The organism is Microbacterium sp. NPDC079176 (genome assembly GCF_040686675.1).
Lineage (GTDB): Bacteria > Actinomycetota > Actinomycetes > Actinomycetales > Microbacteriaceae > Microbacterium.
In genome coordinates this window covers 234,394-260,064 of record NZ_JBFBLM010000003.1, presented here as the reverse complement: position 1 = coordinate 260,064, position 25,671 = coordinate 234,394, and the positions used below count along the sequence as shown (strand labels likewise).

General features: G+C 68.9%; 22 protein-coding genes and 1 tRNA gene. 4 read left to right on the top strand and 19 right to left on the bottom strand.

Features of this window, described 5'->3' with window-relative positions:
* Positions 1 to 22: 22 nt before the first annotated feature.
* From AB0P11_RS08630 to AB0P11_RS08620, 3 genes are all read right to left on the bottom strand, one after another.
* Positions 23 to 640: a SipW-dependent-type signal peptide-containing protein gene (locus tag AB0P11_RS08630; protein WP_056279798.1), complete on the bottom strand. Its 618-nt coding sequence runs from the start codon at positions 638 to 640 to the stop codon at positions 23 to 25.
* A 2-nt stretch (positions 641 to 642) separates the two neighbouring features.
* Entirely contained in the window at positions 643 to 1,266 is a 624-nt protein-coding gene (locus tag AB0P11_RS08625; RefSeq protein ID WP_363521268.1) for a SipW-dependent-type signal peptide-containing protein, read from the bottom strand.
* A 223-nt stretch (positions 1,267 to 1,489) separates the two neighbouring features.
* Positions 1,490 to 2,365, bottom strand: coding sequence for a LysR family transcriptional regulator ArgP (locus AB0P11_RS08620; protein WP_200955182.1), 876 nt, complete (start codon positions 2,363 to 2,365; stop codon positions 1,490 to 1,492).
* A 71-nt stretch (positions 2,366 to 2,436) separates the two neighbouring features.
* Here AB0P11_RS08620 and lysE point away from each other — a divergent pair, with 71 nt between their 5' ends.
* Positions 2,437 to 3,096: an L-lysine exporter gene (gene lysE / locus AB0P11_RS08615; RefSeq protein WP_363521265.1), complete on the top strand. Its 660-nt coding sequence runs from the start codon at positions 2,437 to 2,439 to the stop codon at positions 3,094 to 3,096.
* A 30-nt stretch (positions 3,097 to 3,126) separates the two neighbouring features.
* Here lysE and AB0P11_RS08610 read toward each other — a convergent pair whose 3' ends face one another.
* From AB0P11_RS08610 to AB0P11_RS08575, 8 genes are all read right to left on the bottom strand, one after another.
* A complete protein-coding gene (locus AB0P11_RS08610; protein WP_363521262.1) occupies positions 3,127 to 3,948 on the bottom strand; it encodes an amino acid ABC transporter ATP-binding protein in 822 nt (273 codons plus the stop codon).
* Positions 3,935 to 4,600, bottom strand: coding sequence for an amino acid ABC transporter permease (locus AB0P11_RS08605; RefSeq protein WP_053097440.1), 666 nt, complete (start codon positions 4,598 to 4,600; stop codon positions 3,935 to 3,937). Before AB0P11_RS08605 ends, AB0P11_RS08610 begins: the two co-directional genes overlap by 14 nt.
* Before the next feature lie 3 nt (positions 4,601 to 4,603).
* Positions 4,604 to 5,416: an amino acid ABC transporter substrate-binding protein gene (locus AB0P11_RS08600; protein WP_285364039.1), complete on the bottom strand. Its 813-nt coding sequence runs from the start codon at positions 5,414 to 5,416 to the stop codon at positions 4,604 to 4,606.
* Positions 5,417 to 5,574: 158 nt separating this feature from the next.
* Positions 5,575 to 6,264, bottom strand: coding sequence for a 50S ribosomal protein L1 (rplA, locus tag AB0P11_RS08595; RefSeq protein ID WP_053097442.1), 690 nt, complete (start codon positions 6,262 to 6,264; stop codon positions 5,575 to 5,577).
* Between the two features lie 11 nt (positions 6,265 to 6,275).
* Positions 6,276 to 6,707 carry a 50S ribosomal protein L11 gene (rplK, locus tag AB0P11_RS08590; RefSeq protein ID WP_053097443.1) on the bottom strand — a complete coding sequence of 144 codons (432 nt, stop codon included), beginning with the start codon at positions 6,705 to 6,707 and terminating at the stop codon, positions 6,276 to 6,278.
* A gap of 191 nt (positions 6,708 to 6,898) precedes the next feature.
* The gene (nusG, locus tag AB0P11_RS08585; protein WP_056279788.1) at positions 6,899 to 7,954 is read right to left on the bottom strand and encodes a transcription termination/antitermination protein NusG; all 1,056 of its coding nucleotides are present in this window, start codon (positions 7,952 to 7,954) and stop codon (positions 6,899 to 6,901) included.
* Between the two features lie 41 nt (positions 7,955 to 7,995).
* On the bottom strand, positions 7,996 to 8,268 hold the full coding sequence (gene secE / locus AB0P11_RS08580; protein WP_053097445.1) for a preprotein translocase subunit SecE: 273 nt from the start codon (positions 8,266 to 8,268) through the stop codon (positions 7,996 to 7,998).
* Between the two features lie 39 nt (positions 8,269 to 8,307).
* A tRNA-Trp gene (locus AB0P11_RS08575) sits at positions 8,308 to 8,380 on the bottom strand.
* Positions 8,381 to 8,572: 192 nt separating this feature from the next.
* Between AB0P11_RS08575 and AB0P11_RS08570 the strand changes: the two genes are divergently transcribed.
* Positions 8,573 to 10,396: an HSP90 family protein gene (locus AB0P11_RS08570; RefSeq protein WP_320490280.1), complete on the top strand. Its 1,824-nt coding sequence runs from the start codon at positions 8,573 to 8,575 to the stop codon at positions 10,394 to 10,396.
* 52 nt (positions 10,397 to 10,448) lie between these two features.
* Positions 10,449 to 13,247, top strand: a complete 2,799-nt coding sequence (locus AB0P11_RS08565) for a hypothetical protein (protein ID WP_363521255.1) — start codon at positions 10,449 to 10,451, stop codon at positions 13,245 to 13,247.
* 18 nt (positions 13,248 to 13,265) lie between these two features.
* Here the strand turns inward: AB0P11_RS08565 and poxB are convergent, their stop codons facing one another.
* The 7 genes from poxB to gabT form a co-directional block, all read right to left on the bottom strand.
* A complete protein-coding gene (gene poxB, locus AB0P11_RS08560; protein ID WP_187250345.1) occupies positions 13,266 to 14,990 on the bottom strand; it encodes a ubiquinone-dependent pyruvate dehydrogenase in 1,725 nt (574 codons plus the stop codon).
* 130 nt (positions 14,991 to 15,120) lie between these two features.
* Complete coding sequence (locus AB0P11_RS08555; RefSeq protein WP_056279780.1) at positions 15,121 to 16,485, bottom strand: NAD-dependent succinate-semialdehyde dehydrogenase; 1,365 nt, start codon at positions 16,483 to 16,485, stop codon at positions 15,121 to 15,123.
* 25 nt (positions 16,486 to 16,510) lie between these two features.
* Positions 16,511 to 17,977 carry an NAD-dependent succinate-semialdehyde dehydrogenase gene (locus tag AB0P11_RS08550; RefSeq protein ID WP_053097450.1) on the bottom strand — a complete coding sequence of 489 codons (1,467 nt, stop codon included), beginning with the start codon at positions 17,975 to 17,977 and terminating at the stop codon, positions 16,511 to 16,513.
* 49 nt (positions 17,978 to 18,026) lie between these two features.
* Entirely contained in the window at positions 18,027 to 19,571 is a 1,545-nt protein-coding gene (locus AB0P11_RS08545; protein WP_056279777.1) for an APC family permease, read from the bottom strand.
* The gene (locus AB0P11_RS08540) at positions 19,571 to 20,455 is read right to left on the bottom strand and encodes a universal stress protein (protein WP_053097452.1); all 885 of its coding nucleotides are present in this window, start codon (positions 20,453 to 20,455) and stop codon (positions 19,571 to 19,573) included. The genes AB0P11_RS08545 and AB0P11_RS08540 overlap by 1 nt, the downstream gene beginning before the upstream one ends.
* Positions 20,455 to 21,837, bottom strand: a complete 1,383-nt coding sequence (locus AB0P11_RS08535; protein ID WP_363521250.1) for an NAD(P)/FAD-dependent oxidoreductase — start codon at positions 21,835 to 21,837, stop codon at positions 20,455 to 20,457. Before AB0P11_RS08535 ends, AB0P11_RS08540 begins: the two co-directional genes overlap by 1 nt.
* A gap of 111 nt (positions 21,838 to 21,948) precedes the next feature.
* Positions 21,949 to 23,316, bottom strand: coding sequence for a 4-aminobutyrate--2-oxoglutarate transaminase (gabT, locus tag AB0P11_RS08530; RefSeq protein ID WP_363521247.1), 1,368 nt, complete (start codon positions 23,314 to 23,316; stop codon positions 21,949 to 21,951).
* Between the two features lie 116 nt (positions 23,317 to 23,432).
* On the opposite strand from gabT, the gene AB0P11_RS08525 reads away from it, so the two are divergent.
* Positions 23,433 to 24,941: a PucR family transcriptional regulator ligand-binding domain-containing protein gene (locus tag AB0P11_RS08525; RefSeq protein ID WP_363521244.1), complete on the top strand. Its 1,509-nt coding sequence runs from the start codon at positions 23,433 to 23,435 to the stop codon at positions 24,939 to 24,941.
* 81 nt (positions 24,942 to 25,022) lie between these two features.
* Here AB0P11_RS08525 and AB0P11_RS08520 read toward each other — a convergent pair whose 3' ends face one another.
* Complete coding sequence (locus tag AB0P11_RS08520; protein ID WP_363521241.1) at positions 25,023 to 25,649, bottom strand: TetR family transcriptional regulator; 627 nt, start codon at positions 25,647 to 25,649, stop codon at positions 25,023 to 25,025.
* Positions 25,650 to 25,671 lie beyond the last annotated feature (22 nt).

Sequence of the window (25,671 nt, the reverse complement as noted above, 5' to 3'; positions counted from 1 at the left end):
CATCCGATGCTCTGCCCGCACGTCAGCTCGACACTCCGGCGATCTGCCATGTCTGGATCGCCGTCAGCCCTTGCGCGCCGTTGTCGGTCGCTGCCGGCAACGTCACTGCGAAGCAGTAGTTCACGGTCGTTCCGCCGTTGGCCGCGACCGCCTGGGTGCCGGTGCCGCCGACCGACAGCAGCGAGTTGTCGGGAACGACAGCCGTCCCGGCCGTGTAGGTCGTGCTGTTGCAGGCCGTCCCCGCGATGGCCCTCACCCCGTATCGCAGGTAGGTGCCGAGCCCGGTTCCCGCCGTCGACGTCACGCTGAGCTGCAGCGTGCCGGCCACTGACGGATTCGCGGTCCGCACGCTGAACAGCGCGTACGTGGTGTTGCCGGGAGCCATGGCCGAGAACGGTGCGCTGAACGACAGCGCCGCCGGCGTGCCCACCGGGTGGCTCGAGAACGTGGCACCGTCGGTCGCCCCGACGATGTCGAACCGCCCGGCGGTGAAGGTCGCATTGCCGTATTCGGAATCGTTCCAGGCGGCCAGGGTCATCGTCGCGCCGACGCCGAACACCAGCCCGCCCGCGAGCACAGCGCGTATCCGACGGGAGAGCAGTCGCTTCCCCTCCCGCATGCCTCTGCGGGTGTCGGCCATGATCAGTTCGCAGTCGAGGTGGCCGTGAACTCCCAGGTCGCGGTCGCGGCGGCGCCCTGCGTGAGACCGGCGCCCGCGGTCACCGCGAAGCACAGCTGCACAGGCGTTCCCGCCGTCCCTGCCGGTGCGCCCTCGGCGAGAGGAACCGACGTGGCTCCCGTCTGAGCGCTCAATGTGGTGCCCGTCGCGACGACGGTTCCTGCCGCCGTGGCGTCGCACACGTCGCCCGCGTCGATGGCCGTCACGGTGTACGACAGGTTGGCCTCGTTGCCCCCCGTGCCCGCGGTGATCCCCGACGGCACCAGCGTGGCGCCGTTGGTGGTCGTGCTGTCGAGACGCACCCAGAACGGTGCGTAGACGACGTCGCCCGGAGACATCGACGACGCCACGGCGGGCAGCTGGAAGACGAGCGCCGCTGCAGTGTCCCCCAGATCGACGTTGTGATCGTCGTACCCGTCGGTCGCGCTCGTCGTGGATCCCTCCAGATTGAACGAGCCTGCGGTGAAGGTGCCGGTCGCGAACTCGGAGTCGTTCCATGCCGCGAGCGTCACCCCGATTCCGACGCCGAGCACCAGCCCACCGGCGAGCACTGCCAGAACCTTGCGTTGCGTGTCCTTCTCAGCCATGACATTCCCCCTCAGGAATCTCACGAGACGCAGATGGCTGGGGATGGTCGCCCTTCGCGGCCTGCATCCGGTACTCGTGTCGTTCCCGACAGCTTTGTCCACTTCCTGCGCCTGTTCAAGGCCTTCCGCGTCACGATTGCGCATTCCGGCTCACGAATTGCGCAGAAACGTCTATCGGTTTCTGCGACCGATCGGATGGTTGCAGTTCGTCCAGAGCTGCAGCTCAGCTCGCGAGAACACGCTGCGCCTCGACGGAGACTTCGGCCGCGATGGTGTCGAGCAGCGCGGAGCGCAGGTTCCACTGCTGCCAGTACAGCCTGACTCGCAGCGGCGGCCCGCCGAGCGGCACGAGCTCGCGCTCCTTCTGCAGGAGCGGCAGCATCCCCCATCCGAGGCCGAGCCGCACGGCGAGCGCGTAGTCGTGCGACGCGGGCACGTAGTGCCGAGGAGCCCCGTGGTGCGCGACCCCCATCCGCTCGAGCCATTCGTGCTGAAGCGTGTCTCGTCTGTCGAAGTCGACGAAGGGCGCCGCGCTCAACGCCTCTCTGGTGACACCGGAGGAGAACCAGCGATCAGCGAACGCCGGTTCTGCCATCGCGTGATACTCCAGCACGCCGAGCGGTGCGACGGAGCACCCGGCGACCGGCGCCGCCTCACTCGTGACCGCCGCCATCACCGTGCCGGACTCGAGCAGCCGAGCCGTGAAGTTCTGGTCGTCGCGGTGCAGGTCGAAGTCGAGGTCGTGGGCTGCCGAGAGCCGTGCGAGCGGAGGCAGGAACCACGTCGCCATCGAGTCCGCGTTCACGGCGAGCGGTATGCGGGTGCGGGGCGCCTCGTCGCCCTCGAGGCCGAGTCCTGCGAGGGCATCGTGCTCGAGGAGTGCCAGCTGTCGTGCGAGCCGCACGACAGCCTCGCCCGCCTCGGTGAGACGGGCAGGCTTGGTGCGCACGACGAGGACCCGTCCGAGCTGCTCCTCGAGCGTCTTGAGCCGCTGGCTCACGGCGGAAGGAGTCACACGCAGCACCCGCGACGCCGCGTCGAGGGTTCCCTCGTCGGCCACGGCGGCGACAGTGGCGGCAAGCTCCGGATCGATCTTCACATTAGCCATGCTAATGGCGCACAAGGAATCATCGCTGGTGCTCATGTCCGTGCCATCCGTACCGTGGACTCATGCTCTCCGTCTTCTCGGGTCTCGGACTCGGCCTCTCCCTGATCGTCGCCATCGGCGCGCAGAACGTGTTCGTCCTCCGTCAGGGCATCCGCAGAGAGCACGTCCTGCCGGTCGTCATCATCTGCGCCGTGTCCGACGCCCTGCTCATCGCCGCCGGCGTCGCGGGACTCGGCTTCGTCATCTCCGCAGCCCCGTGGCTCGTGGTCGTCGCGCGCTGGGCGGGGGCCCTGTTCCTCCTGGCCTACGGCATCCTCGCCGCCCGCCGCGCCTGGAGGGGCGGGGAGGAGCTGCGAGTCGACCGGACCGGTGCGGAGGGCTCGGCGCCCGGGTCGGGCGGCGGAGCCACGACGGCGACCCGCACCGCGCTCGCTCCCGTGATCGCGACGGTTCTCGCCCTGACCTGGTTGAACCCGCACGTCTACCTCGACACGGTCCTGATGCTCGGGTCGATCGCCGCGACGCACGGCGACGAGCGCTGGCTGTTCGCCGCCGGAGCGATCGCCGCCAGCATCCTGTGGTTCACCGCGCTGGGGTTCGGCGCCCGCTATCTCGGCCGCTGGCTGCGCACGGAACGAGCGTGGCGCATCCTCGACGCGCTGATCGCCGTCGTCATGATCACCCTGGCTGTCAGCCTGGTGCTGCCGGTGCTCGGCGGCTGACCCTGCGTCGCAGACGTGAGCGGACGCCCGTCAGTCGCCGTCGAGGGGCCGAAGGATGCGAGTGAGGAACCTCTGGGTGCGCTCATGCTGCGGCGCGCCGAAGATATCGGCCGGCGCGCCCTGCTCGACGACCACACCCGCGTCCATGAAGAGCACATGATCCGCCGCCTCGCGCGCGAAGCTCAGCTCATGCGTCACCACGACCATGCTCCACCCCTCGTCGGCGAGCTCCTTGATCACGAGCAGGACCTCCCCCACGAGCTCGGGGTCGAGTGCGCTCGTCGGCTCGTCGAACAGCAGGAGGTCGGGACGCAGCGCGAGAGCGCGGACGATGCCGACCCGCTGCTGCTGACCGCCGGAGAGCTCGTGAGGTCGAGCACCGGCCTTGTCGGCGAGCCCCACGCGGGCGAGCAGGACGCGGGCCTCGGCGACCACCTCGGCCTTGGGTCTGCCCTGCACCCGCCATGGTCCCTCGATCACGTTCTCGAGCACCGAGAAGTGCGGGAAGAGGTTGTGATGCTGGAAGACCATCGCCGACCGATCGCGCAGCGCGAGACGCTTCTGCGCGCGCGTGCGCTTCGACACCGGATCCGACGGGGCGAAGTCGATGTCGGGGCCCCCGGCCACGACGATGGTCCCGGCATCCGGCGTCTCGAGCCCGTTGAGCGCACGCAGCACTGTCGTCTTGCCCGATCCGCTCGGACCGATGAGCACGACGACCTCTCCGCGGTGCAGCGTGAGGTCGATGCCGCGGAGCACCTCGTTGTCGCCGAAGCGCTTGTGAAGACCGCGGGCGGTGAGCAGGGCGTCGGCGGTGGACCTGGGCGAGTGCGCCGGATCAGTGAGCGACATTGCGATCGAGTCTCCTCTCGAGTGCGCTCTGGCCGAACGACAGCACCAGGCAGATCACCCAGTACACGAGCGCGGCAGCCAGGTAGACGACCATGAACTCCAGGGTCGCCGCCGCGATCTGCTGCGCCACCTTGAAGAGCTCGGTGACGAGGATCAGCGAGGCCAGCGACGTGTCCTTCACCAGCGAGATGAACGTGTTGGACAGCGGAGGCACCGAGACCCGCGCTGCCTGGGGAAGGATCACCCGCGTGAGTGTGCGCGTGCGATTCATGCCGACCGTGTACGCCGCCTCCCACTGCCCCTTCGGGACGGAGAGGATGGCGGCGCGCACCACTTCGGCTCCGTACCCGCCGACGTTCAGCGATAGTGCGATGATCGCGCTGGTCCAGGGATCAAGCTTGAGTCCGATCGATCCGAGCCCGTAGAAGATCACGAACAGCTGCACGATCATCGGCGTGCCGCGGATGACCGAGATGTAGAACCTGGCGATGCCCGACAGCACGGGATTGACCGAGATCCGCATCAGCGCTGCGCCGATGGCGAGCACGAGACCCAGCGCGAAAGAGATCAGCGCGAGCGGAACCGTCACCGTCACCCCCGCGAGGGCGATCGGTCCGAGCGAGTCGAAGAACAGCTGCCAGGGATTCTCCATGGGCTACTGGGTCACGTCTTCGCCGAAGTACTTGTCGCTGATCTCGGCCAGGGTGCCGTCGGCACGCAGCTCTTCCAGAGCGCCGTCGATCGCCTCGACGAGGTCCGTCTTGTCCTTGGTGAAGACGAATGCCTGCTCACCGGCCTCGTCGGTCTCGGCGGCGATCTTCAGGCCGGACGGGCTGTTGGTGGTCTCATAGTCGAGGAAGGTCAGCTTGTCGTTGACGGTCGCATCGACGCGGCCCTGACGCAGCAGCTCGACGGCCTGCGCCCACCCCTCGACGCCTTCGACGGTGGCACCGGACTCGGTGGCCAGCTCGTACCAGTTGCTGGTGAGAGACTGCGCCGTCGTCTTGCCCTCGAGGTCGTCGAACGACGAGATCGAGTCGTCGTCCTCGGCGACGACGATGACTCCCGGCGAGACGGTGTACGGGGTGCTGAACAGGTACTTCTCCTGGCGCTCCTCGTTGATGCTCACCTGGTTGGCGATCACGTCGAAACGGCCCGCGTCGAGACCGGCGAAGATCGCATCCCACTGGGTCTCCTGGAACTCGACCTCGAGGTCGAGCTTGTCGGCGACCGCCTGGATGATCTCGACGTCGAATCCGGTCAGGTCGCCGGTTCCGCCGTCATCGTGGAAGCTGAACGGACGGTACGTGCCCTCGGTGGCGACCGTCAGCGTGCCGTCCGTGACGAGGCCGAAGCCGGATCCGCTCTCACTCGAGCTGCTGTCGGCAGGCGTGGTGCTTCCGCTGCACGCGGTGAGTGCTGCTGCGGCGACGACCAGTGCGGTGACGGCGATGATGCGACGGGACATGTGACCCTCCTGGGGTGCGGTGAGGCGCGAGTGCTGTGGCGCGGAACTCATTCACAGTACGCGGCATCGGACCGGCATCCCAACATCCGATGACGTCCGATGTCGTACTGCACGCAGAAAGGCCCCCGCAGAATGCGGGGGCCTTTCCGGAATCACACTCAGATGGCGTTGACATCCAGCGGGATGCCGGGGCCGAACGTGGTCGACACGGCGCCCTTCTGGATGTAACGGCCCTTGGAGCTCGACGGCTTGAGGCGGACGATCTCCTCGAGCGCTGCGCCGATGTTCTCGTCGAGCTGCTCGGCCGAGAACGACGACTTGCCCACGACGAAGTGCACGTTGGCGTGCTTGTCGACGCGGAACTCGATCTTTCCGCCCTTGATCTCCTCGACGGCCTTGGCCGTGTTGGGGGTCACGGTGCCGGTCTTCGGGTTCGGCATGAGTCCACGCGGACCCAGGACCTTTCCGAGACGACCGACCTGGCCCATGAGCTCCGGGGTCGAGACAGCCGCGTCGAACGCGGTCCAGCCTGCGGCGACCTTCTCGATGAGCTCGGCGCCGCCGACCTCATCTGCACCTGCGGCGATCGCTGCCTCGGCCGCGGGGCCGGTGGCGAAGACGATGACGCGGGCGGTCTTACCGGTGCCGTGGGGCAGGATGACGGTGCCGCGCACCATCTGGTCTGCCTTGCGGGGGTCGACGGCGAGCTTCAGCGCGACCTCGACGGTCGAGTCGAACTTCGACGAGCCGGTCTCCTTGGCGAGGGCGACTGCCTCGGTGGGAGTGTAGAAACGGTCTGCCTCGATCTTCTCGGCGGCAGCCTTGTAAGCCTTGGACTTCGTAGCCATGATTATTCTCCTCAGCCCTCGACCGTGATGCCCATGGAACGGGCGGTGCCGGCGATGATCTTCGAGGCAGCCTCGATGTCGTTCGCGTTCAGGTCGGCCTGCTTGGTCTCGGCGATCTGACGGACCTGGTCCTTGGTGATCTTCGCCACCTTGACCGTGTGCGGCGTCGACGAGCCCTTGGGCACGCCGGCGGCCTTCTTGATGAGCTCCGCGGCCGGCGGGGTCTTCAGGATGAACGTGAAGCTGCGGTCCTCGTAGACGGTGATCTCGACGGGGATGACGTTGCCGCGCTGCGACTCGGTCGCGGCGTTGTACGCCTTGCAGAACTCCATGATGTTGACGCCATGCTGACCGAGCGCGGGGCCGATCGGCGGCGCCGGGTTGGCTGCACCGGCGTTGATCTGAAGCTTGATCAGGCCGGTCACCTTCTTCTTCGGTGCCATATCCTCTTCCTTTCATCGAACGGATGCCGGTTGCATCCGCTCTCCCGCGAACCCGGCATCTCCGGGCTGCGGTCGTCTGCGCGCACGCCGAAGCGGCACACAAACCAGACAAGTCTACCTGATGCGGAGCGGGCCCGGGAACGCGAGAACGGCCGCCCCGAATGGGACGGCCGTTATCGGAGAAGCGTAGGTCAGACCATCTTCGTGACCTGGTCGAACGACAGCTCGACCGGGGTCTCGCGCTCGAAGAGCGACACGAGCACCGTGAGCTTGCCGCTCTCGGGCTTGATCTCGCTGATCGAACCGGGAAGACCCGCGAACGAGCCCTCCTTGATCGTGATGGTCTCGCCGACCTCGAAGTCGACCTCGGCCGGAAGCGGACGAGCGACGGCGAGGCCGCCCTTCGACGCGATGTTCTTGGCGGTCGGGACGTCCTTGACCTCGACGAGCGACTTCAGCATGTTGAAGGCCTCTTCGAAGCGCAGCGGCGTCGGGTTGTGGGCGTTGCCCACGAAGCCGGTGACGCCAGGCGTGTGACGCACGACCGACCAGGTGTCCTCGGTGAGCTCCATGCGCACGAGCACGTAGCCGGGGATGCGCACGCGGGTGACCATCTTGCGCTGGCCGTTCTTGATCTCGACCACGTCTTCCATCGGGACCTCGATCTGATAGATCTCGTCCTCGACCTCGAGCGTCGACTTGCGCTGCTCGATGTTGGCCTTGACCTTGCGCTCGAATCCGGCGTAGGAGTGGATGACGTACCACTTGCCCGGAAGCATCCGCAGGTCGAGGCGGAACGCCTCATACGGGTCTTCCTCGGCGTCGTCGCCCTCTTCGGACTCATCGTCGTCGGACTCGGCCACGGCGTCATCGTCGCCGTTGATGTCGGGTCCGTCGTAAGGGGTGACCTCGTCGGCCTCAGCGGCCTCGAGCTCGGCGGTCTCTTCCGCCACAGAATCGTTCAGGACCTCAGCGGCAGCCTCAGACTCGGCCGCTTCGTCCAGGTTGAGAGCGTCGTTCACGATCGCGTCCGCCTCCGGGTCGTCGATTTCGATGTCGTTGTCGTCGTCCTGCACATCGGCGTCGGCGTCTCCGTCGACGTCCTCGATGTGGAGGGCGACATGTTCGGCCGAGGTGACCGACTGCTCTTCCGCAGCGAGCACGTTGCCCTCCTGGGCCTCGTCCTCTTCGCTGGACTGCTCAGCAGCAGTCGCCCAGTCGGCGTCGTCGGAATATCGTTCAGACACGTTGTTTCTTTCCAATCACTGCGGCCAGGGCCGCGAGGGCGTCAGGCGCCCGGGACCCCGAAGACGATGTGCGTGACCCAGGCGAACAGGGTGTCGAGTCCGTAGACGATGCCCATGACGATGAGAACGAAGACGAGCACCACTGCGGTGAACTTGACCAGTTCCTTGCGGGTCGGCGTGACGACCTTGCGCAGCTCGGCGATGACCTGACGGAAGAACAGAGCGATGCCCCCGAAGAAGCCCACGATGCCACGCTTCTTCTCGCGGGTGGCGCCGGCCGCGACGACCTCGCCGCGCGGTTCGTCCTGATCCATCCTGAATGTACCTTTCGTGTGTCAGCGTGTGCTGACGCGCAGGGCGGACAGGAATCGAACCTGCAACCTGCGGTTTTGGAGACCGCTGCTCTGCCAATTGAGCTACCGCCCTAGAGACCGGGAGGTCTCGGGGTGTCATCTCCATCCTGCCATCGTTACCCGACCGCAAGGACCGGGGCACGGCGAAAGAATGCAGACAACAACTGCTCGTCAAGCATACGGCATCCGTCGGTCAGCGCCGAACCGGGCCCGCTCTCGTCGTTGTTGTTAGGCTCGGCGGGCGGACGAAACGGGAGGGGGCGCAGTGAGCGCTGACGTGCAGCAGTTCCAGGTGGACCTGCGCGGTGTCGTCGACCTCCTGAGCCGCCACATCTACTCGAGTCCTCGCGTGTATCTGCGCGAACTGCTGCAGAACGCCCGCGATGCGATCACCGCACGGCGCGAGGTCGACGGGCAGGGCGGGAGCATCCGCATCACCGCGCTGACGGACACCACGGGCGAGTTCGTCCTGCGCGACGACGGGATCGGCCTGACCGCCGCCGAGGTGGGGGATCTGCTCGCCACGGTCGGCCGCAGCTCGAAGCGCGACATCTTCGACCTCCCGCGCAGCGACTACCTCGGTCAGTTCGGCATCGGCCTGCTGAGCTGCTTCATGGTCGCCGATTCGATCGTCATCCGCTCGCGCAGCGTCCGGGGCGGCCCGGCCGTCGAGTGGACGGGCAGCGCGGACGGGACCTTCCGCGTCGTGGAGATCGACGACGATCTGCCGATCGGCACGAGTGTGCATCTCCGCCCTCGTTTCGACGCCGACGAGCTGCTGCGCCCCGCGGCCGTGCGAGAGCTGGCCACCGCCTTCGCCGAGTTCCTCCCCGTGCGGGTGATCCTCGACTCTCCGAGCGGCGACATCGACATCACCCGGCGCGCGCCGTTCCTCGACCCCGCCGACGACATCGACGGCGCCGTGCAGTACGGGCGCGACCTGCTCGGTGCGAGCCCGCTCGACGTGATCGAGCTCAGCGAGCCGGCCACCGGCACACGGGGACTCGCCTACGTCCTGCCCTACGCTCCCCCGCCGGGCGCCCGCCAGGCGACGCGCATGTATCTCGGCAGGATGCTCCTGGGCGAGCGGGTCGACGACGTGCTGCCCGAATGGGCGTTCTTCGTGCGCGCCGTGGTCGATTCGACCGGCCTCGCCCCGACGGCGAGCCGCGAATCGCTCGTCGACGACGCGGCCCTCGAGCGTGTGCGCGAGCAGCTCGGTGCCGGCATCCGCCGCTGGGTGCTCGAGCTGGGCCTGCGCGAACCGCACAGACTCGCCCAGTTCGTGGCGATCCACGAGGTCGGTCTGAAGTCGCTGGTGCGGCACGACGACGAGCTCGCGCAGTTCATCACGCGCTGGCTGACCCTCGAGACCACCCACGGAACGATGCGCATCGGCGACCTCGTCGAACGATACCCGCACGTGCGATTCGCGCAGTCGGTCGACGAGTTCCGCCAGGTCGCAGGGATCTCCCCCGGGTCCGAGGTGCTGGTCAACGGCGGCTACCTGTACGACGCGGACCTCGTGCGGATGCTGCCGGAGCTCTACCCGCACGTGACGATCGAACTCGTCGACGTGGCCGGGGAGCTCGATCGTCTCGACCCTCCGCCGCTGGACGACCGCGACGCCGCGCTGGCCCTCGAGGCCCGCGCCGGCGGCGTGCTGACCGCATCCGGCTGCTCCGTCACCGTGCGGTCGATCGACCAGCCCGAACTCGCAGCGCTGTACGTCGCCGACCCTGAGGTGCTGCGCAGGATCGACCGCGGCCGCACGAAGGGCATCACCGGATCGCTGTGGGGCGGGGTGCTCGACCGCATCGACTCGACCCTCTCGGCCTCCCGCGACGACGATCTCAGCGCGCGCCTGTGCCTGAACTGGTCGAACCGCGTCGTGCGCGCGCTCGTCCGCGTGCAGGACGACGCGGTGTTCGCCCGCACCGTGCAGCTGCTCTACATCCAGGCGCTGCTGGCGGGACACCATCCGCTCTCCGACGCCGATCGCGCACTCATGTCGACCGCGCTCTCGGACCTCGTCTCGCTGTCCGCCGGCATCGAAGCGGATTCGATCCCCTTCGACGACGCCCCCTGATCTCGCTCCGACCGCTCGCTCCGACCGCTCGCTCCGTTCGAAGGATCCCCCCATGACCAGTCCGAAGAAGCGCTTCTCTCAGCTCATCGAGGAGATCGACCGCACGACCTGGGGTCCGGCGGAGCAGGCGCTGGTGGCGGATGCCGTCTCGCTCGCCGTCGAGCTCGGCGACGAGCGGCTCGAGTACGAGGCGCGGATGAGGCAGACCGCCTCCGCGAACATGAACGGCGCGACCGATGTGATGCTGAACTCGTTCGCGTGGTGCCTCGCCCGACACGACTCCGACCCGCAGCGCTTCCCCGCCGACCTCGACTACGGCGGCGCCGATCTGATGTGGCAGTTCAAATGGATGGCGTCTTCTCTGCGTTCGTCGCCCGCGTTCTCGACCGAGCAGATCACCGCGGTCCTCGACGACATGGAGACGCACTATCGCAAGGCAGGGCTCGGCATGAGCGGAGTGCTCACGGCCCGATTCGAAGACGCCTGGGACGCCGGTCGACTCGACGACGCCGAGGCTCTGCGCGCGCAGCTCGAGGCCACACCCCGAGACGACCACAGCCACTGCGACGCCTGCGGACGCAGCCAGTTCGCCGGCTTCTTCGCCGAGACCGATCGGGATGCCGAGGCCATCCGACTCGTCGAGGAGATGCTCGAAGGCGGCTTCTCGTGCGGCGAAGAGCCCGAGCACGCACTGTCACGCGTGCTCGTGCCCTACCTTCGTGCCGGGCGCTTCGACGAGGCGAGGAGCGCGCACCTGCGCAGCTACCGGCTCGCGAAGGACAACCCGGACAACCTGCGGATCGTCGCCCACAACATCGTGTTCGCCGCCCTCACCGGCAACGAGGCACGCGCGCTCGCGCAGGTCGAGCGTCACATCGGCTGGCTCGCTCACGACGGACTCAACGTCGATGCCCACTTCGCCGCGCTGGCGGCGTTCGCTTTCGCCCTCGATCGTGTGACTGCGGCGGGTCACGGCGATGCCACGGTGCGCGGTGCCGACTCCCCCGCGCTCGAGGAGTTCTTCGGCGAGCACGACGGAGCATGGGGTGCCGCCGAACTCGCCGCCACCGCGTGGGCTGCCGCCGAGCGCATCGGCTCGGACTTCGATCTGCGGGACGGCACCGAGGGCCACGCCCGCAGCCTCACCCGCCTGCGCGCTCTCGCCGACGAGCACTACGACGTGCCCATCCGGTCGGATGCCTTCGTCACAGCTCCGGACGCGGCGACACCCGACGATCCCGACGCGTGGTTCGAACGGGTCATGAACCTCGCCCAGTTCGGCGCGGAGCACGAGACGTTGCGCGCCCTGCCGCACGCGCTGAGCGTCGAGGACCCCTCGAAGCTCGCCGAGCTCCTGTCGATGCGCCTCGGCATCCTGATCGCCCTCGACCGAGCAGAAGAGGCTGCCGACCTGCTGCCGGCGCGGATCGATGCCCTGCGCGCCGCCGGCCTCGACGCACAGGCCGATCTCGAACTGCGCCTCGGTCTCGCGACCTTCGGCCTGAACACCCCCGAGGCTGCGGCGGCGCTCGAGGACGAGCTCGCGAACACGGACGCTCTGCCCGCATGGTCGCGCGGAGATCTGGCGATCAGCCGCGCGTCGCTGCACCTGCACGCGGATGAACCCGGCGCCGCCCTCGACATGGCGGAGATCGCGGCTCGCGCCTTCGCCGAGGCCGAGGACGCGCGCCTCTCGAACACGACGACGCTCGTCGCCATCTCGGCCGTGCTGCAGAAGGGCGACATCGAAGCGGCATCCGCTCTGCTCGATCGCTTCTTGGCCCAGGACGATCTCAGCATCGGTCATCGCGCGCAGGCGCTGCAGACGCGCGCGAAGGTGCGCGGAGGAAGCGAGTCGTTCGCGGAGGGCGCTGCAGATGCCGACGAGGCGACCCGTCTTCTCGCCGGGCTCGGTGCGACCACGGCCCTGGCCGCCGCGCACCTGCTCGCGGGGGCGCTCTGGGAGGACGCGGGCGACCCCGAGAAGGCCGTCACCCGCTACCGGGTCACCTCGCGGCTCGTCGCGCAGGAGGGCGGCGACCAGGCGGGCGCGGACTTCCGGCTCGCGCGCGCGATGCTCGCGGCCGGGGACGCCGAGGTGGCGGCCGAGCTGTTCGGACAGGTGCTCGAGCGCGAAGAGCAGGCCGAGGTGCCCGCCGCCTCCCGAGCGATGACGGCGTCTCTTCTCGCGCGCGCCCTCGGATCGGCCGGCGAGTTCGGACAGGCTGTCGGCGCATTCGGGTATGCGGGCGAGTTGTTCGGCGAGGCGGAGGAGCATGCCGACCAGGCGATGGCGCTGACCGAGCGCGCCAAGATCCTCGCCCGGTTCGACGAGCACGCGGAGGCGATCGCGACACTCGAATCGGCATCCGAGATCGTGCGCCGGGCCCCCGAGGCGGTCGGCGCCCTCGCTGACGTGCTGCACAACCTCGGACAGGCTTATGCGGCCACGCAGGACGACCGCGCCTTCGCCCTCTTCGACGAGGTCGCCGCGCTCGCTCACGAGCACGAGGCGGCGTGGCTGCTCGCCGACGTCACCGACTCGCGGGGCCGGGCGCTCGCCCAGTTCGGCCGCACCGACGAGGCCGTCGCCGCTGCGCTCACCGCGGCCGACGGATTCGCGGCGATCGGGGATGCGGGCTCGGCCGGCGGCTCCGAGCTGTTCGCCGCCCGTCTGCTGGTCGGCGACGACCGGGCTGCGGACTCCGTGCCGATCTACCGCAGCGCCCTCGAGCACTCCGACGGCTACCCGCCGCTGCAGCAGGTCTCGGCGCTCGAACTCGGCAACGTGCTCGAGGCGCTCGGACGCCACGGCGAGGCGACCGAGGTGCGGGCACTCCTCGACAGCTGACTCAGAGGAACTGCTGACTCAGAGGAACTGACGCCAGTTGGCCCGCGCGAGGTCGAGCAGCTCGTCTCCCTTGCCCGACATCACCGTGCGGATCGCGTACAGAGCGAAGCCCTTGACCTGCTCGGCCTCGATGGCCGGGGGCATCGACAGCTCCTGGCGCTCGGTCACGACGTCGAGCAGCGCAGGGCCGTCATGCGCGAGCACCTCGCGGACGGCATCCGGCAGGTCCTCGCTGTTCTCGACCCGACGGGCGAAGATCCCCATGGCCTCGGCGATGGCCGCGAAGCTCGGGTTGTCGAGCGCGGTGCCGTAGTTGACGAAGCCCGCGGCCTTCATCTCGAGCTCGACGAAGTTCAGCGACGAGTTGTTCACGACGACGGTCTTCACGGGCAGCTTGTTCTGCGTGAGCGTGAGCAGTTCGCCCAGCATCATCGCGAGCCCTCCGTCGCCGGCGAGCGCGACCACCTGACGAGCCGGATGCGAGACCTGCGCGCCGATGCCATGAAGCAGCGCATTCGCCATCGACCCGTGCGTGAACGAGCCGATCAGGCGTCGGTTCTCGGTCATCGACAGATAGCGGGCGGCCCACACGGTGGGCGAGCCGACGTCGGCGGTGAAGATCGCGTCATCCGCGGCCTGCTCATCGAGCAGCCGGGCGAGGTACTGCGGATGGATGGGGCGGCCCGCCTTGGTCGGCGTCGCGAGGTCGTCGAGCTTGGCCCTGGTCTTGCGATAGTGCGCGGTGGAGTCGTCGAGGTGACCGCGGTCGTTCGTCTCGGCGAGTCGCGGCAGCAGCGCCGTGACGGTCGCGCCGACGTCGCCGACCAGACCCAGATCGAGCGGATGCCGTCTGCCGAGCTGCGAGCCGCGGATGTCGACCTGGATCGTCGTGGCGTGCTCGGGATAGAACTGCTCGTAGGGGAAGTCGCTGCCCAGCACCAGCAGCGTGTCGGCGGCTTCCATCGCCCGGTAGCCGGAGGCGAAGCCAAGCAGCCCCGTCATGCCGACGTCGAACGGGTTGTCGTACTCGATGAACTCCTTGCCCCGGAGCGCGTGCACGATCGGCGCACCGAGTCGGTCGGCGAGTGCGATGACCTCGTCGTGAGCCCCCTCGACACCCGCGCCTGCGAGGATCGTTGTCTTCTTCGAGGCGTTGAGCAGCGTCGCGGCGCGCGCGAGCTCGTCTCCGCTCGGCACGATCACGGGGTGGGAGCGTTCGATGACCACGGCTCGGTCGTCGGCGATCTCCGAGAGCGCGACGTCGCCCGGGATCACGAGCACCGCGACCCCGCGCTGCTCGATGGCGGCGCGCATCGCGATCTCCAACAGGCGCGGCATCTGCTTGGGGTCGGCGACGTACTCGACGTAGACGCTGCACTCGCGGAAGAGCTCCTGCGGGTGGGTCTCCTGGAAGTACCCGGTGCCGATCTCGGTGGTGGGGATGTGCGCGGCGATCGCCAGCACCGGCACCCGCGAGCGGTTCGCGTCGAAGAGTCCGTTGATCAGGTGCAGGTTGCCCGGACCGCACGAACCGGCGACCACCGCGAGCTCACCCGTGAGCGACGCATCGGCCGCCGCCGCGAAGGCCGCGGACTCCTCGTGCCGCACGTGCACCCAGCGGATGCCGCCGTCCTTCCGGAGGGCGTCGGTGAACCCGTTGAGGGAGTCGCCCGGGAGGCCGTAGACACGGTCGATCCCGTTGGCGCGGAGGGTCTTGACGATGTTCGCTGCGACGGTTGCCATGCTTCCAACCTACGCCCGGGTGCTGCGGAGGGATCCGGCATCCGTCGAACATCCGCTCTCCGGATGCCGCACTGCGGAGACGACGATGGGGGCGGATGCCGTGGCATCCGCCCCCATCAGGGAGAGTCGCTCAGCCGATGCGGATCAGCTTCTTGTTGACGAACTCGTCGGCGGCGAGGTGACCCAGCTCACGCGACGTGCCGCTGCGCTTGATGCCGCCGAACGGCAGCTCGGGGCTGTCGGCCAGCACCAGGTTGACGTAGACCATGCCCGCCTCGATGTTGTCGGCGACACGCTCGGCCTGCTCGGCATCGGTCGTGAAGACGTACGAGCCGAGCCCGAAGGTCGTGTCGTTCGCGAGGGCGACAGCGGCATCCTCATCGGCGACCCGGTAGACGACCGCCGCGGGGCCGAAGAGCTCCTCGCGGTAGACGTTCATGTCGGGCGTCACGTCGGCGAGCACGGTCGGGGCGAAGAACGCCCCGTCGCGGGTGCCGCCGGTCAGCAGCGTCGCTCCCTGCTCGACGGCCTGGTCGATCTGCTTCTGCAGGTTCTCCGCCGCCGTCTCCGACGAGACCGGGCCGAGCACGGTGTCGTCGAGCGTCGGGTCGGTCGCCTGCACCGATGCCATCGCGGCCGTGAACTTCTCGACGAACGAGTCGTACAGGTCGTCGACGATGATGAAACGCTTCGCGCCGTTGCACGCCTGGCCGTTGTTGTCGAGACGCGCGTCGACGCCCGCCTGCACGGTAGCGTCGAGGTCGTCGGTCGAGAGCACGATGAACGGGTCGGACCCGCCGAGCTCGAGCGCGACCTTCTTGAGGTTGCGTCCGGCGATCTCGGCGACCGCTGCGCCTGCGCGCTCCGAGCCGGTGAGCGAGACGCCCTGCACGCGCGGGTCGGCGATCATGTCGGCGATCTGCTCGTTGGTCGCGAGGACGTTCTGGTACGCGCCCGTCGGGAATCCGGCGTCGTGGTAGATCGCCTCGATCGCGGTCGACGACTCCGGGCACTGCGGAGCAGGCTTCAGCAGGATCGTGTTGCCGACGATCAGGTTCGGCGCAGCGAAGCGGACGATCTGATAGGCCGGGAAGTTCCACGGCATGATGCCGACGAGCGGTCCGAGCGACGACCGGCGCACGATCGCCGAGCCCTCGCCGAGGATCGCGATCGGCTGGTCGGCCATGATGGCCTCGGCCTGGTCGGCGTAGTACTCGGCGATGTCGGCGGCGAAGTCGACCTCTCCGAGGGCGGCCTCGCGGGGCTTGCCCATCTCGCGCACGAAGACGTCGGCGAGCTCCTCGCGGCGCTCGCGGTGCAGCTCGGCGGCGCGACGGAGGAGCGCTGCGCGCTCAGCCACGGTCGAGGACCGGGACCATTCGCGGTGCGCCTCGTCGGCGGCCGCGACAGCCGCCTCGATCTGCGCATCCGTGAACGTGTCGAAGGACGCCAGCGTCTCTCCGGTGGCGGGGTTGATGACGGCGTAATCGGTCATGTTCTCTCCTCCTCTGGCCGACCGGTCAGGAGACCGGGATCAGCGTGTACTTGGTGGACAGGTACTCGTGGATGCCCTCGAGACCGCCCTCGCGGCCGACGCCGGACTGCTTGACGCCGCCGAAGGGGGCTGCGGCGTTCGACACCACGCCCACGTTGAGACCCATCATGCCGGTCTCGAGCCGGTCGATCATCCGCTGCCCGCGCTGCAGGTTCTCGGTGAACACGTACGAGACCAGCCCGTACTCGGTGTCGTTGGCGAGACGGACGGCCTCGTCCTCGTCCTCGAAGGTCGCGATCGCCAGCACCGGGCCGAAGATCTCCTCGCGGAGGATCGCCGAGCCCGCCACCACGTCGGTGAGCACGGTCGGCTCGTAGAAGGTGCCCGTGCCCTCGACGGCTTTGCCACCCGCGAGCAGGGTCGCGCCGCGCTCGACGGCGTCGTCGACGAGCTCGCCGGCCTTCGCGACGGCATCCTCGTCGATCAGCGGGCCGATGGCCACGCCCTCTTCGGTGCCGCGGCCGATCTTCATCGCGTTGACGCGCTCGGTGACCTTGCGGCCGAATTCCTCGGCGACGTCCTTGTGCACGATGAAGCGGTTGGCAGCGGTGCACGCCTGGCCGATGTTGCGGAACTTCGCGGCCAGTGCGCCGTCGACGGCCTTGTCGAGGTCGGCATCGTCGAAGACGACGAACGGCGCATTGCCGCCGAGCTCCATCGACACGCGCAGCACGCCCTCAGCGGCCTGGGCGATGAGCTTGCGGCCCACCTCCGTCGAACCGGTGAACGACAGCTTGCGCAGGCGCGGGTCGGCGATGATCGGGGCCGAGAGCGCCGACGACTTGGAGGTCTGCACCACGTTCACGACACCGGCGGGGAGGCCGGCCTTCTCGAGCAGCGACGTGAAGAACATCGTCGTCAGCGGCGTGAGTGCCGGGGGCTTGATCACCACGGTGCAGCCGGCGGCGAGCGCCGGCGCGATCTTGCGAGTGGCCATCGCGAACGGGAAGTTCCACGGCGTCACGAAGAACGAGGGGCCGACGGGCCGCTGCGAGACGACCATGTGGCCGGTGCCCTCCGGGTTGATGCCGTAGCGACCGCTGATGCGCACGGCCTCCTCGCTGAACCAGCGGAGGAACTCGCCGCCGTAGCCGACCTCGCCGCGCGCCTCGGCGAGCGGCTTGCCCATCTCGAGGGTCATCAGCAGCGCGAGATCCTCCTTGTGCTCCTGCACGAGGTCGAATGCCCGGCGCAGGATGTCGCTGCGGGTGCGAGGTGCGGTCGCGGCCCATGCGTCCTGCGCGGCGACTGCCGCATCCAGCGCGCGGATGCCGTCACCCGGTGTCGCGTCGGCGATCGTGCGGATGACCGCACCGGTCGCGGGGTCCTTCACGTCGAACGTGCCCCCGGTCTCGCCGTCGATCCACTCTCCCCCGATGAAGAGGCCGGTGGGGATGCTGTCGAGCAGCGCCTGCTCAGTCTGAGTGCTCATGGAATCTCTTTCTGTGGGGAGGATGGGATGCCGGTGCCGCGGGATTCCGTCAGCGCCGGCGGTTGCTCGCGGGAGCATCCATGCTGAGGGTCTCGCCGCGGAAGAACGCCGGGCGCTTGATGGACTGCCAGATCATGATGACGATGCCGATCACGATGATGCCGACGCCGAGGACGAACACGAGTCCGAGGCCCCCGATGTTCGATCCGCTGCCGTACGCGGGGTCCATCGAGTCGATGAGCGTCGTGACGAACAGGACGGCGAGGATCGCACCGCCGACGAGCGGGAACAGGAACGTGAAGAAGAAGCTCCTGGCGGAGTCGAACCACTGCTTGCGGAAGTACCAGACGCACGCGAACGCGGTGAGGCCGTAGTAGAAGCAGATCATCATGCCGAGCGACAGGATGGTGTCGGTGAGGACGTTCTCGCTGACGAGGCGCATCACGGCGTAGAAGACGGATGCGACGACGGCCGACACGATCGTCGAGTAGCCCGGCGTGAAGAACCGCGGGCTGACCCGGGCGAACTTCTTGGGCAGGGCGCCGTAGTGCCCCATCGCCAGCAGCGTGCGAGCGGGTCCGACTGCGGTCGACTGCAGCGAGGCCGCCGAACTCGACAGCACCGCGAGCGAGACCAGGAACGCCAGCGGTCCGAGGATCGGATCCGAGAGCGCGAAGAACACGTTCGCCGAGATGTCCTCGTTCGCGAGCCCGTAGTCGCCCGTGCCGACGCCGGCGAACATGATGAGGCCGATGGCCAGCAGCAGGTAGAGGGCGACGACGACGACGACCGTGACCATCGCGGCGCGCCCCGGCGTCTTGGCCGGGTCCTTCGTCTCCTCGTTCATGGTGAGGACGACGTCCCAGCCCCAGAAGATGAAGATCGACAGCGAGAGCCCTGCGGCGAAGGCGCTGAAGGACGGAACCTCGAACGGGTTGAACCACGACCACGAGAAGGGGGTCGGCTCGGGAGCGTCTCCGGAGACGGCCTTGACGATCGCGACGGTGGCGAAGACCACGAGCACGAGCACCTGGAAGCCGACGAGGATGTACTGGAACTTCTGCGTCGTCTGCATGTCGCGGTACGACACGAGCGTCGCGCCGAGCATGAAGAGCAGGCACACGACGACGTTGATGATCGGGTTGAACGCCAGGTCGGCGATCTCGGGGTTGCCGCTGAGCTGGGCGATCAGCAGGAAGAGGAACTCGACCGCGATGCCGGCGAGGTTCGACAGCACGATGACGGTGGCGGCGATCAGGCCCCAGCCCGTCATCCAGCCGATCCACGGCCCGAACGCCCGCACTCCCCACGTGAACGAGGTGCCGGAGTCCGGCATCATGCGGTTGAGCTCGCGGTAGCCGAAGGCGGTCAGGAGCATCGGGATGAAGCCGACGAGCATGATCGCGGGCACCTGGGTGCCGACGACGGCGACCGTCGGGCCGAGCGATGCGGTGAGCGTGTAGGCCGGCGCGATGGTCGAGACGCCGATGACGACGGCTCCGAGCACTCCGACGGCACCCGCGCTCAGCCCTTTCTGCGAGATGCCGGTCGTCACACCGGATGCGGGCTCCGTCGCCCGGTTCGTGCTGCTCATCAGCGGACTCCTGCTTCGGCGCGGGTGCGCGGGACGACGATCATGGGAACGGGCAGTTCGTGCAGCATCTTCGCTGCGGTCGAGCCCAGGAACAGGCGGCGCGGCTGCGCCAGGCGGCTGGAGCCGACGAGGACGACCTCGCCGGGGAGCCACGAGAGGTTCGCGACGGCATCTTCGACGGTGTCGCCGGGGGCCTCTTCGACCTCGGCCTTCAGCTCGTCGGGCAGCAGGCTCTTGGCGACCTCGAGCACGTCGTTCGCGTGCGCGTCGCCGACCACGCGGATCGCGCCGGTGTCGAGACCGGGCGGCACGTCGAAGGGCACGAGCGAGACGAGGCGCAGGCCGACACGGGACTCGGTCGCGATCGCGGCGGCCTCGTCGAGGAGGTTGTCGGCACCCGCGCGGTTGCCGACCGCGGCCGTCACGCGAGGAAGCACGTGATCGTCCTGGTCCGCGGTGCCCGCAGGGGCGAGCGCGACGGGGATGGTCGACGAGTGCAGCAGCTCCGACGCGACGCTGCCGAGGCGGTGGCGGCCGAAGATGCTGCCGCCGGCCGTGCCGATGACGATCAGCCTGGCGCCGAACTCCTCGCCTGCGGCGATCAGCCCTTCGGCGAAGGACTCGCCGAACCGCACGTGGCCCGTGCGGGTGAGCTCCTGCGGCAGTCGGACGACCGCATCCTCGAGCCATTCCTTCGCCTGGCGGCGGATGTGGTCCTCATACGCCCGCTCGGGGGGAACGGCCGCGCTGCGGGTGCCCTCCGACGGCAGCACGATCACGAGGTGCAGCACCGCGCCGAGGCTGCGGGCGAGCCGCGCGCCGAGCGCTGCGGCATCCGCTCCCGCATCCGTCGCGGTGTAGCCGACGACGACCGCGCCGGTCATCAGCCGACCTCGGCGGTGTCGCCGGCGGCGCGCGTCGCTTCGACGATGTTCGAGGCGACGAGGTGCCCCATGCGGATCGCGCCGTCGACGTGCTGATATCCGGCGCCCGCCATGTCGCTGCACGCGAAGTGGATGGGGCCGACGGCCGAGCGGAGGTCGGCGCCATAGCGGTGGAGTCCGCCCATGTCGAAGCTCGCCGCGTACGCTCCGCGGGTCCACTCCTCTGTGCCCCAGTCGCTCTCGTAGTAGACGACCGGGTTCTTCGCCTCGTCGCCGTAGTAGTGCGAGAGGGACTCGAGGATGCGCTCCTTGCGCTCCTCGGCCGACAGCGTGAACAGGTCGTCGGCGTTCTGGTCGCTGACGAAGCCGACCAGGGTGCCGCGCTCGTCGCCGTGGTTCGTGTTGTCGTACGCCTCGTGCGCGAGCTCGTACGGGCTGAACGCGGTGCCGCTGAGGCCCTGCTCGCGCCAGAACGGGCGGTCGTAGACGGCGTGCACCTTGATGACGAAGCCCATCGAGATGTGCTGGTGCATCTGGTGCTGGCGCCGGGGAAGCGGCGGGACGAAGGCGATACGGCTGTAGAGCACCGGAGCATGCGCGAGGATCGCGAAGCGGGCGCGCACGGTGGTGTCGTCGGTCGTGGCGGTCACACCGTCGACGCCCCATTCGAGCGAGCGCACCGGCTGGTTGAGGATGACGTCGTCGCCCAGGCGCTCGGCGAGCAGCAGCGGCACCTTCTGCAGACCGCCCACCACCCGCTTGTCGAGGATGAAGTCGGCGTCGACGAGGTTGGAGTACGACCCGGCGGATGCCGCCATGAGCAGCGACTGCAGCAGCGAGAACGAGTGCGTCGGCTTGGTGAGCATCGCGGAGCCGGTGGCGAAGGCGAGATTGCGCACGGCCTCGTCATCGTCGGTCTGCACACGCAGCCAGGCGTCCCAGGTGATCGAGTCCCATTCCTTCGCGAGCGGGTGCTCCCACGGACGGTCGGGGTCGATCTCGGCGACCATTGCGTCGAGGCGCTCGGTGATCTCGGCGATGACGGCCTCGGTCTCAGCGGACACCGGGAACATCTCGCCGGTGAAGCGATGCGTCTGCCCGTCCGGACCGACGTAGACGCTGTCGCCCTCGCGATAGCGGCTGTAGGTCTCGAGCCCCAGCTCGTCGATGGTGTCCTTCAGGGCGTCCTGGTCGGGCGAGACCCACTGGCCGCCGATCTCGAGCATGGCGCCGTCGATGACGTCGGTCCACAGTCGTCCGCCGACGCGGTCACGCGCCTCGAGTACGGCGACCGACAGGCCGGCCTTGCGCAGGTCGTTCGCCGCCGTGAGCCCTGCGGCTCCGGCTCCGACGATCAGCACGTCGCGAGTGATCTCAGCCATCTGCTTCTCCTTCATTGGAAAGGTTGTGCCGGCCGCGACTCGAAATCCCCCGATCCTCGTCGCGGCCGGACGTGTGGTGGCAGTCGCGGACGAACCGCGACTGCTGGTCTGTCAGCCCGCGGTGGCGGCGAGCGCGGCCGCGACGACGTCGAGGCCCTCGTTCAGGAGGTCGTCGCCGATCGAGAGCGGTGGGAGGAACCGGATGACGTTGCCGTAGGTGCCGCACGTCAGGACGATGACGCCCTGCGCGACGCAGGCCTTGGCGACCGCGGAGGTGAGGGCGGCGTCGGGCGCGTTGGTCTCGGGGTCGACGAACTCGGCGGCGATCATGGCGCCGTGGCCGCGAATGTCTCCGATGCGGGCGTCCTTCTCCTGCATGGCTCCGAGGCGTGCCGTGAGGATCTCGCCGATCTCGCGAGCGCGCTCGATCACGCCGTCGTTCTCGAACACATCGATCGCGGCGAGCGCCGCAGCGCAGGCGATCGGGTTTCCGCCGTAGGTGCCGCCGAGGCCGCCTGCGTGCGAGGCGTCCATGATCTCGGAGCGCCCCGTGACGGCGGCGAGGGGCAGACCGCCCGCGATGCCCTTGGCGGTCGTGATGAGGTCGGGCTCGATGCCGAAGATTTCGCTCGCGAACATGTGGCCGGTGCGGGCGAAACCGGTCTGCACCTCGTCGGCGATGAACACGACGCCGTTCGCGCGGGACCACGAGGCGATCGCCGGGAGGAAGCCCTCCGCCGGGACGATGAAGCCGCCCTCTCCCTGGATCGGCTCGATGATGACGGCGGCGAGGTTGTCGGCGCCGATCTGCTTCTCGAGCTGCAGGATCACACGGGCGGCGGCCTCTGCGCCGTCGAGACCGTCGCGGAACGGGTACGACATCGGCGCACGGTACACCTCGGGGGCGAACGGGCCGAAGCCGCTCTTGTACGGCATCGACTTCGCGGTCAGCGCCATGGTGAGGTTGGTGCGGCCGTGGTAGCCGTGGTCGAAGGCGACGACGGCCTGGCGACCGGTGTGCTTGCGGGCGATCTTGATCGCGTTCTCGACGGCCTCGGCGCCGGAGTTGAACAGGGCGCTCTTCTTGGCGAAGTCGCCGGGAGTGAGGCGGTTGAGCGCTTCGGCGACACCGATGTACGACTCGTACGGCGAGATCATGAAGCAGGTGTGCGTGAACTGCGCGGCCTGCGCGGCCACGGCTGCGGCGATCTTGGGGTGCGCGTTGCCGACGGTCGTCACGGCGATGCCGGAGCCGAGGTCGATCAGCGAGTTGCCGTCGGCATCCACGACCACTCCCCCGCCGGCGGCGACGGCCGCGACGGGAACCGTGTGCCCGACGCCGGCGGCGACGGCATCGGCCTTGCGGGCGAGGATCTCGGCCGAGCGGGGGCCGGGAAGGTCGGTGACGAGACGACGCTCCTGGGGGAGGTCGGGTCCGCCGAGCGGGACTGCAACAGCTGCGGTGTCGAGGAGAGCCATGTCCGTGAGCGTACGACCGCATCCGACGTCGGCGCATTCGCCCGGCTGTACAATCTGGGAGAGATCATCGCCCGACCGTATAAGCGCTGATCCGGATGCCGAGAGGACCGCAGCGCATGGACGACGCCGAACAGCCCACGCTGCGCGCTCTCTTCCGGCGCCGCGATCTCGGGCTCGTGCTGATCTCGGACGCGGACGGCCTTCCGGACGGCGCCCTCGATCGCCCCCTGCGGTGGGTGCACAGCTCCGACCTCGCCGACCCGACGCCGTTCCTCGCCGAGGACCTCGCACTGCTGACGACGGGCACCCAGTTCGACGTCGGCACCGATTTCGACGTCTACGTCGGGCGGCTGGCGGATCGCGGGGTGCTCGGCCTCGGATTCGGCACGGACGTGCACCGTGCCGCGATCCCCGACGAGCTGATCCTCGAGTGCGCACGCCGCGGGATCCCCCTCTTCGAAGTCCCCTATCGCACGCCCTTCATCGCCGTCGCCCGCGCGCACTCCGAAGCGATCGCGGCGCAGGCCTACGCCCGCAGGTCGTGGGCGCTCGACACCCAGCGCGCACTCGCACTGGCCGCGCTGCGCCCCCGCGGACTCGACGCGACCGTCGCAGAGCTCGGCCGCCGTCTGGGTGTCTGGGCCGGAATGTACGACGCGTCCGGCGCCCTGCAGCTGTCGCACCCCCGATCGGCCGTCACTGCAGGACGACTGACCGAGCTCGGCGAACGGGTCACCGAGATCCTCACCCGTGGGCTCGAGGCCGGGCAGTCGCTCACGATCGACGATCAGACGTTCACGCTCTTCACGGTGGGGCGCGGCGGACACCTGCGGGGGGTGATCGCGTTGGCTGTCGATGCGCTCGACGCCGAGGCGCGCACGGTCGTGACGTCGGTGATCGCGATGGCCGGACTCGCGCTCGAGCAGAGCGACCAGCTCGCCCGCAGCAAGCGTCGGCTGAACTCGCAGCTGCTGAGCTCGCTGCTCGACGACGATCCGTCCCTCGCGCGGAAGGTCCTCGGCTCGATGCCCTCTGCACCCGTGGTGGTCGCGATCGCCGCGGATGCTCCGACCGGCCCGTTCGCCGACTGGTGGGATCGGCGCAGGGCCGAGCACGGCACCGCCAGCTTCCTCGCCGAATCATCCGAGGGCGTGGTGCTCTGCCTGTCCATGGCCGATGACGCACTGCTCGACGAGGTCGCCACCCGGTTCGGCATCCGCATCGGCGCGTCCGGTTCCGAGTCGTACGACGCGTTCTCCCGAGCCCACGCACAGGCGCTCGCGGCGCTGCGCCAGCAGTCCGGCGCCGGGGTGTTCCACTTCGCCGATGCCGCCGGATCCAGCATCCTCAGCGCACTGGCCACGGATGAGGCCCGACTGGTCGCCGAATCGCGACTCGCGCCGATCCGCGACCACGACGCGCGATCCGGCGGCGACCTCGAACGGTCGCTGCGCACCTGGCTCGAGCACGATGCGAAGGCGGATCCTGCGGCGGCGGCACTCGGCGTGCACCGCCACACGCTGCGGTCGCGGATCGCCCAGGCCGGAGCGCTCCTGGGAAGCGACCTGTCGTCGTTCCCCGCCCGCGCCGAGCTGTGGACGCTGCTGCAGACCGCACGGGACTGAACCGGGGTCCTCGACCGAACGGCCGGCGGTCCCCGCCCGGCGGAGTGGGCGGATGCCGGGCCTCCGCCATCCGCGCGCCCTTCAGTCGGGCCGTCGTTCGGCGGGGTGAAGGTAGCGTCCGACGAATTCCTCGAAGAGCGGGACCATGTCGACGGAATCGTCGAGGAGCCACTGGAGCTGGATGCCGTCCATGACCGCGCTGATCAGCCGGGCCGCCCGAGCGGGGTCGATGTCCTCGCGCACCTCTCCGTCGGCCTGACCTCGCCGCAGGATCTCTTCTGCGGCCACGGCGCGCTCGCGGTATCGGGCGGCGAAGTCGGCGTGCGACGGGTGGTCGGGGTCTGTGGCCTCCGCCGAGACGATCGCGTAGAGCGCGGTGAGACCCCGCGAGGTCTGGTTGTGCGCGACGACGCGCGTGGCCTGTTCGATCAGGGTGTGCTCGGCAGGGTCGCCCGCCGCCTCCCGCACCTTCTCGTCACGTTGGTGGAGCACCTCGGCGAAGAGCTCCTCCTTGCCCGCGAAATGGTGCAGCAGGCCGGTCGGCGTCACGCCGACGCGCTTCGCGATCTCCCGCAGGGATCCACCGTGGAATCCCGTGCGGGAGAACACCGCGAGCGCTTCGTCGACGATCGCCTGCCTGCGCGCCTGGCCGGTGGCGTAGGGACCGCGAGGCCGTCGCGCCGCCATCTGCTGCTCATCCGTGCTCATGCGCCCGTCCTGTCTCTCGGCG

Coding starts and splice junctions, on each gene's coding strand:
- AB0P11_RS08545 (WP_056279777.1), bottom strand. CDS start 19,571: ATGAGCAGCACGAACCGGGCGACGGAGCCCGCATCCGGTGTGACGACC.
- AB0P11_RS08630 (WP_056279798.1), bottom strand. CDS start 640: ATGGCCGACACCCGCAGAGGCATGCGGGAGGGGAAGCGACTGCTCTCC.
- gabT (WP_363521247.1), bottom strand. CDS start 23,316: ATGGCTCTCCTCGACACCGCAGCTGTTGCAGTCCCGCTCGGCGGACCC.
- rplA (WP_053097442.1), bottom strand. CDS start 6,264: ATGGCTACGAAGTCCAAGGCTTACAAGGCTGCCGCCGAGAAGATCGAG.
- AB0P11_RS08525 (WP_363521244.1), top strand. CDS start 23,433: ATGGACGACGCCGAACAGCCCACGCTGCGCGCTCTCTTCCGGCGCCGC.
- AB0P11_RS08535 (WP_363521250.1), bottom strand. CDS start 21,837: ATGGCTGAGATCACTCGCGACGTGCTGATCGTCGGAGCCGGAGCCGCA.
- lysE (WP_363521265.1), top strand. CDS start 2,437: ATGCTCTCCGTCTTCTCGGGTCTCGGACTCGGCCTCTCCCTGATCGTC.
- rplK (WP_053097443.1), bottom strand. CDS start 6,707: ATGGCACCGAAGAAGAAGGTGACCGGCCTGATCAAGCTTCAGATCAAC.
- AB0P11_RS08565 (WP_363521255.1), top strand. CDS start 10,449: ATGACCAGTCCGAAGAAGCGCTTCTCTCAGCTCATCGAGGAGATCGAC.
- AB0P11_RS08540 (WP_053097452.1), bottom strand. CDS start 20,455: ATGACCGGCGCGGTCGTCGTCGGCTACACCGCGACGGATGCGGGAGCG.
- AB0P11_RS08555 (WP_056279780.1), bottom strand. CDS start 16,485: ATGACCGATTACGCCGTCATCAACCCCGCCACCGGAGAGACGCTGGCG.
- poxB (WP_187250345.1), bottom strand. CDS start 14,990: ATGGCAACCGTCGCAGCGAACATCGTCAAGACCCTCCGCGCCAACGGG.
- AB0P11_RS08600 (WP_285364039.1), bottom strand. CDS start 5,416: ATGTCCCGTCGCATCATCGCCGTCACCGCACTGGTCGTCGCCGCAGCA.
- AB0P11_RS08610 (WP_363521262.1), bottom strand. CDS start 3,948: ATGTCGCTCACTGATCCGGCGCACTCGCCCAGGTCCACCGCCGACGCC.
- AB0P11_RS08520 (WP_363521241.1), bottom strand. CDS start 25,649: ATGAGCACGGATGAGCAGCAGATGGCGGCGCGACGGCCTCGCGGTCCC.
- AB0P11_RS08550 (WP_053097450.1), bottom strand. CDS start 17,977: ATGAGCACTCAGACTGAGCAGGCGCTGCTCGACAGCATCCCCACCGGC.
- AB0P11_RS08625 (WP_363521268.1), bottom strand. CDS start 1,266: ATGGCTGAGAAGGACACGCAACGCAAGGTTCTGGCAGTGCTCGCCGGT.
- secE (WP_053097445.1), bottom strand. CDS start 8,268: ATGGATCAGGACGAACCGCGCGGCGAGGTCGTCGCGGCCGGCGCCACC.
- AB0P11_RS08605 (WP_053097440.1), bottom strand. CDS start 4,600: ATGGAGAATCCCTGGCAGCTGTTCTTCGACTCGCTCGGACCGATCGCC.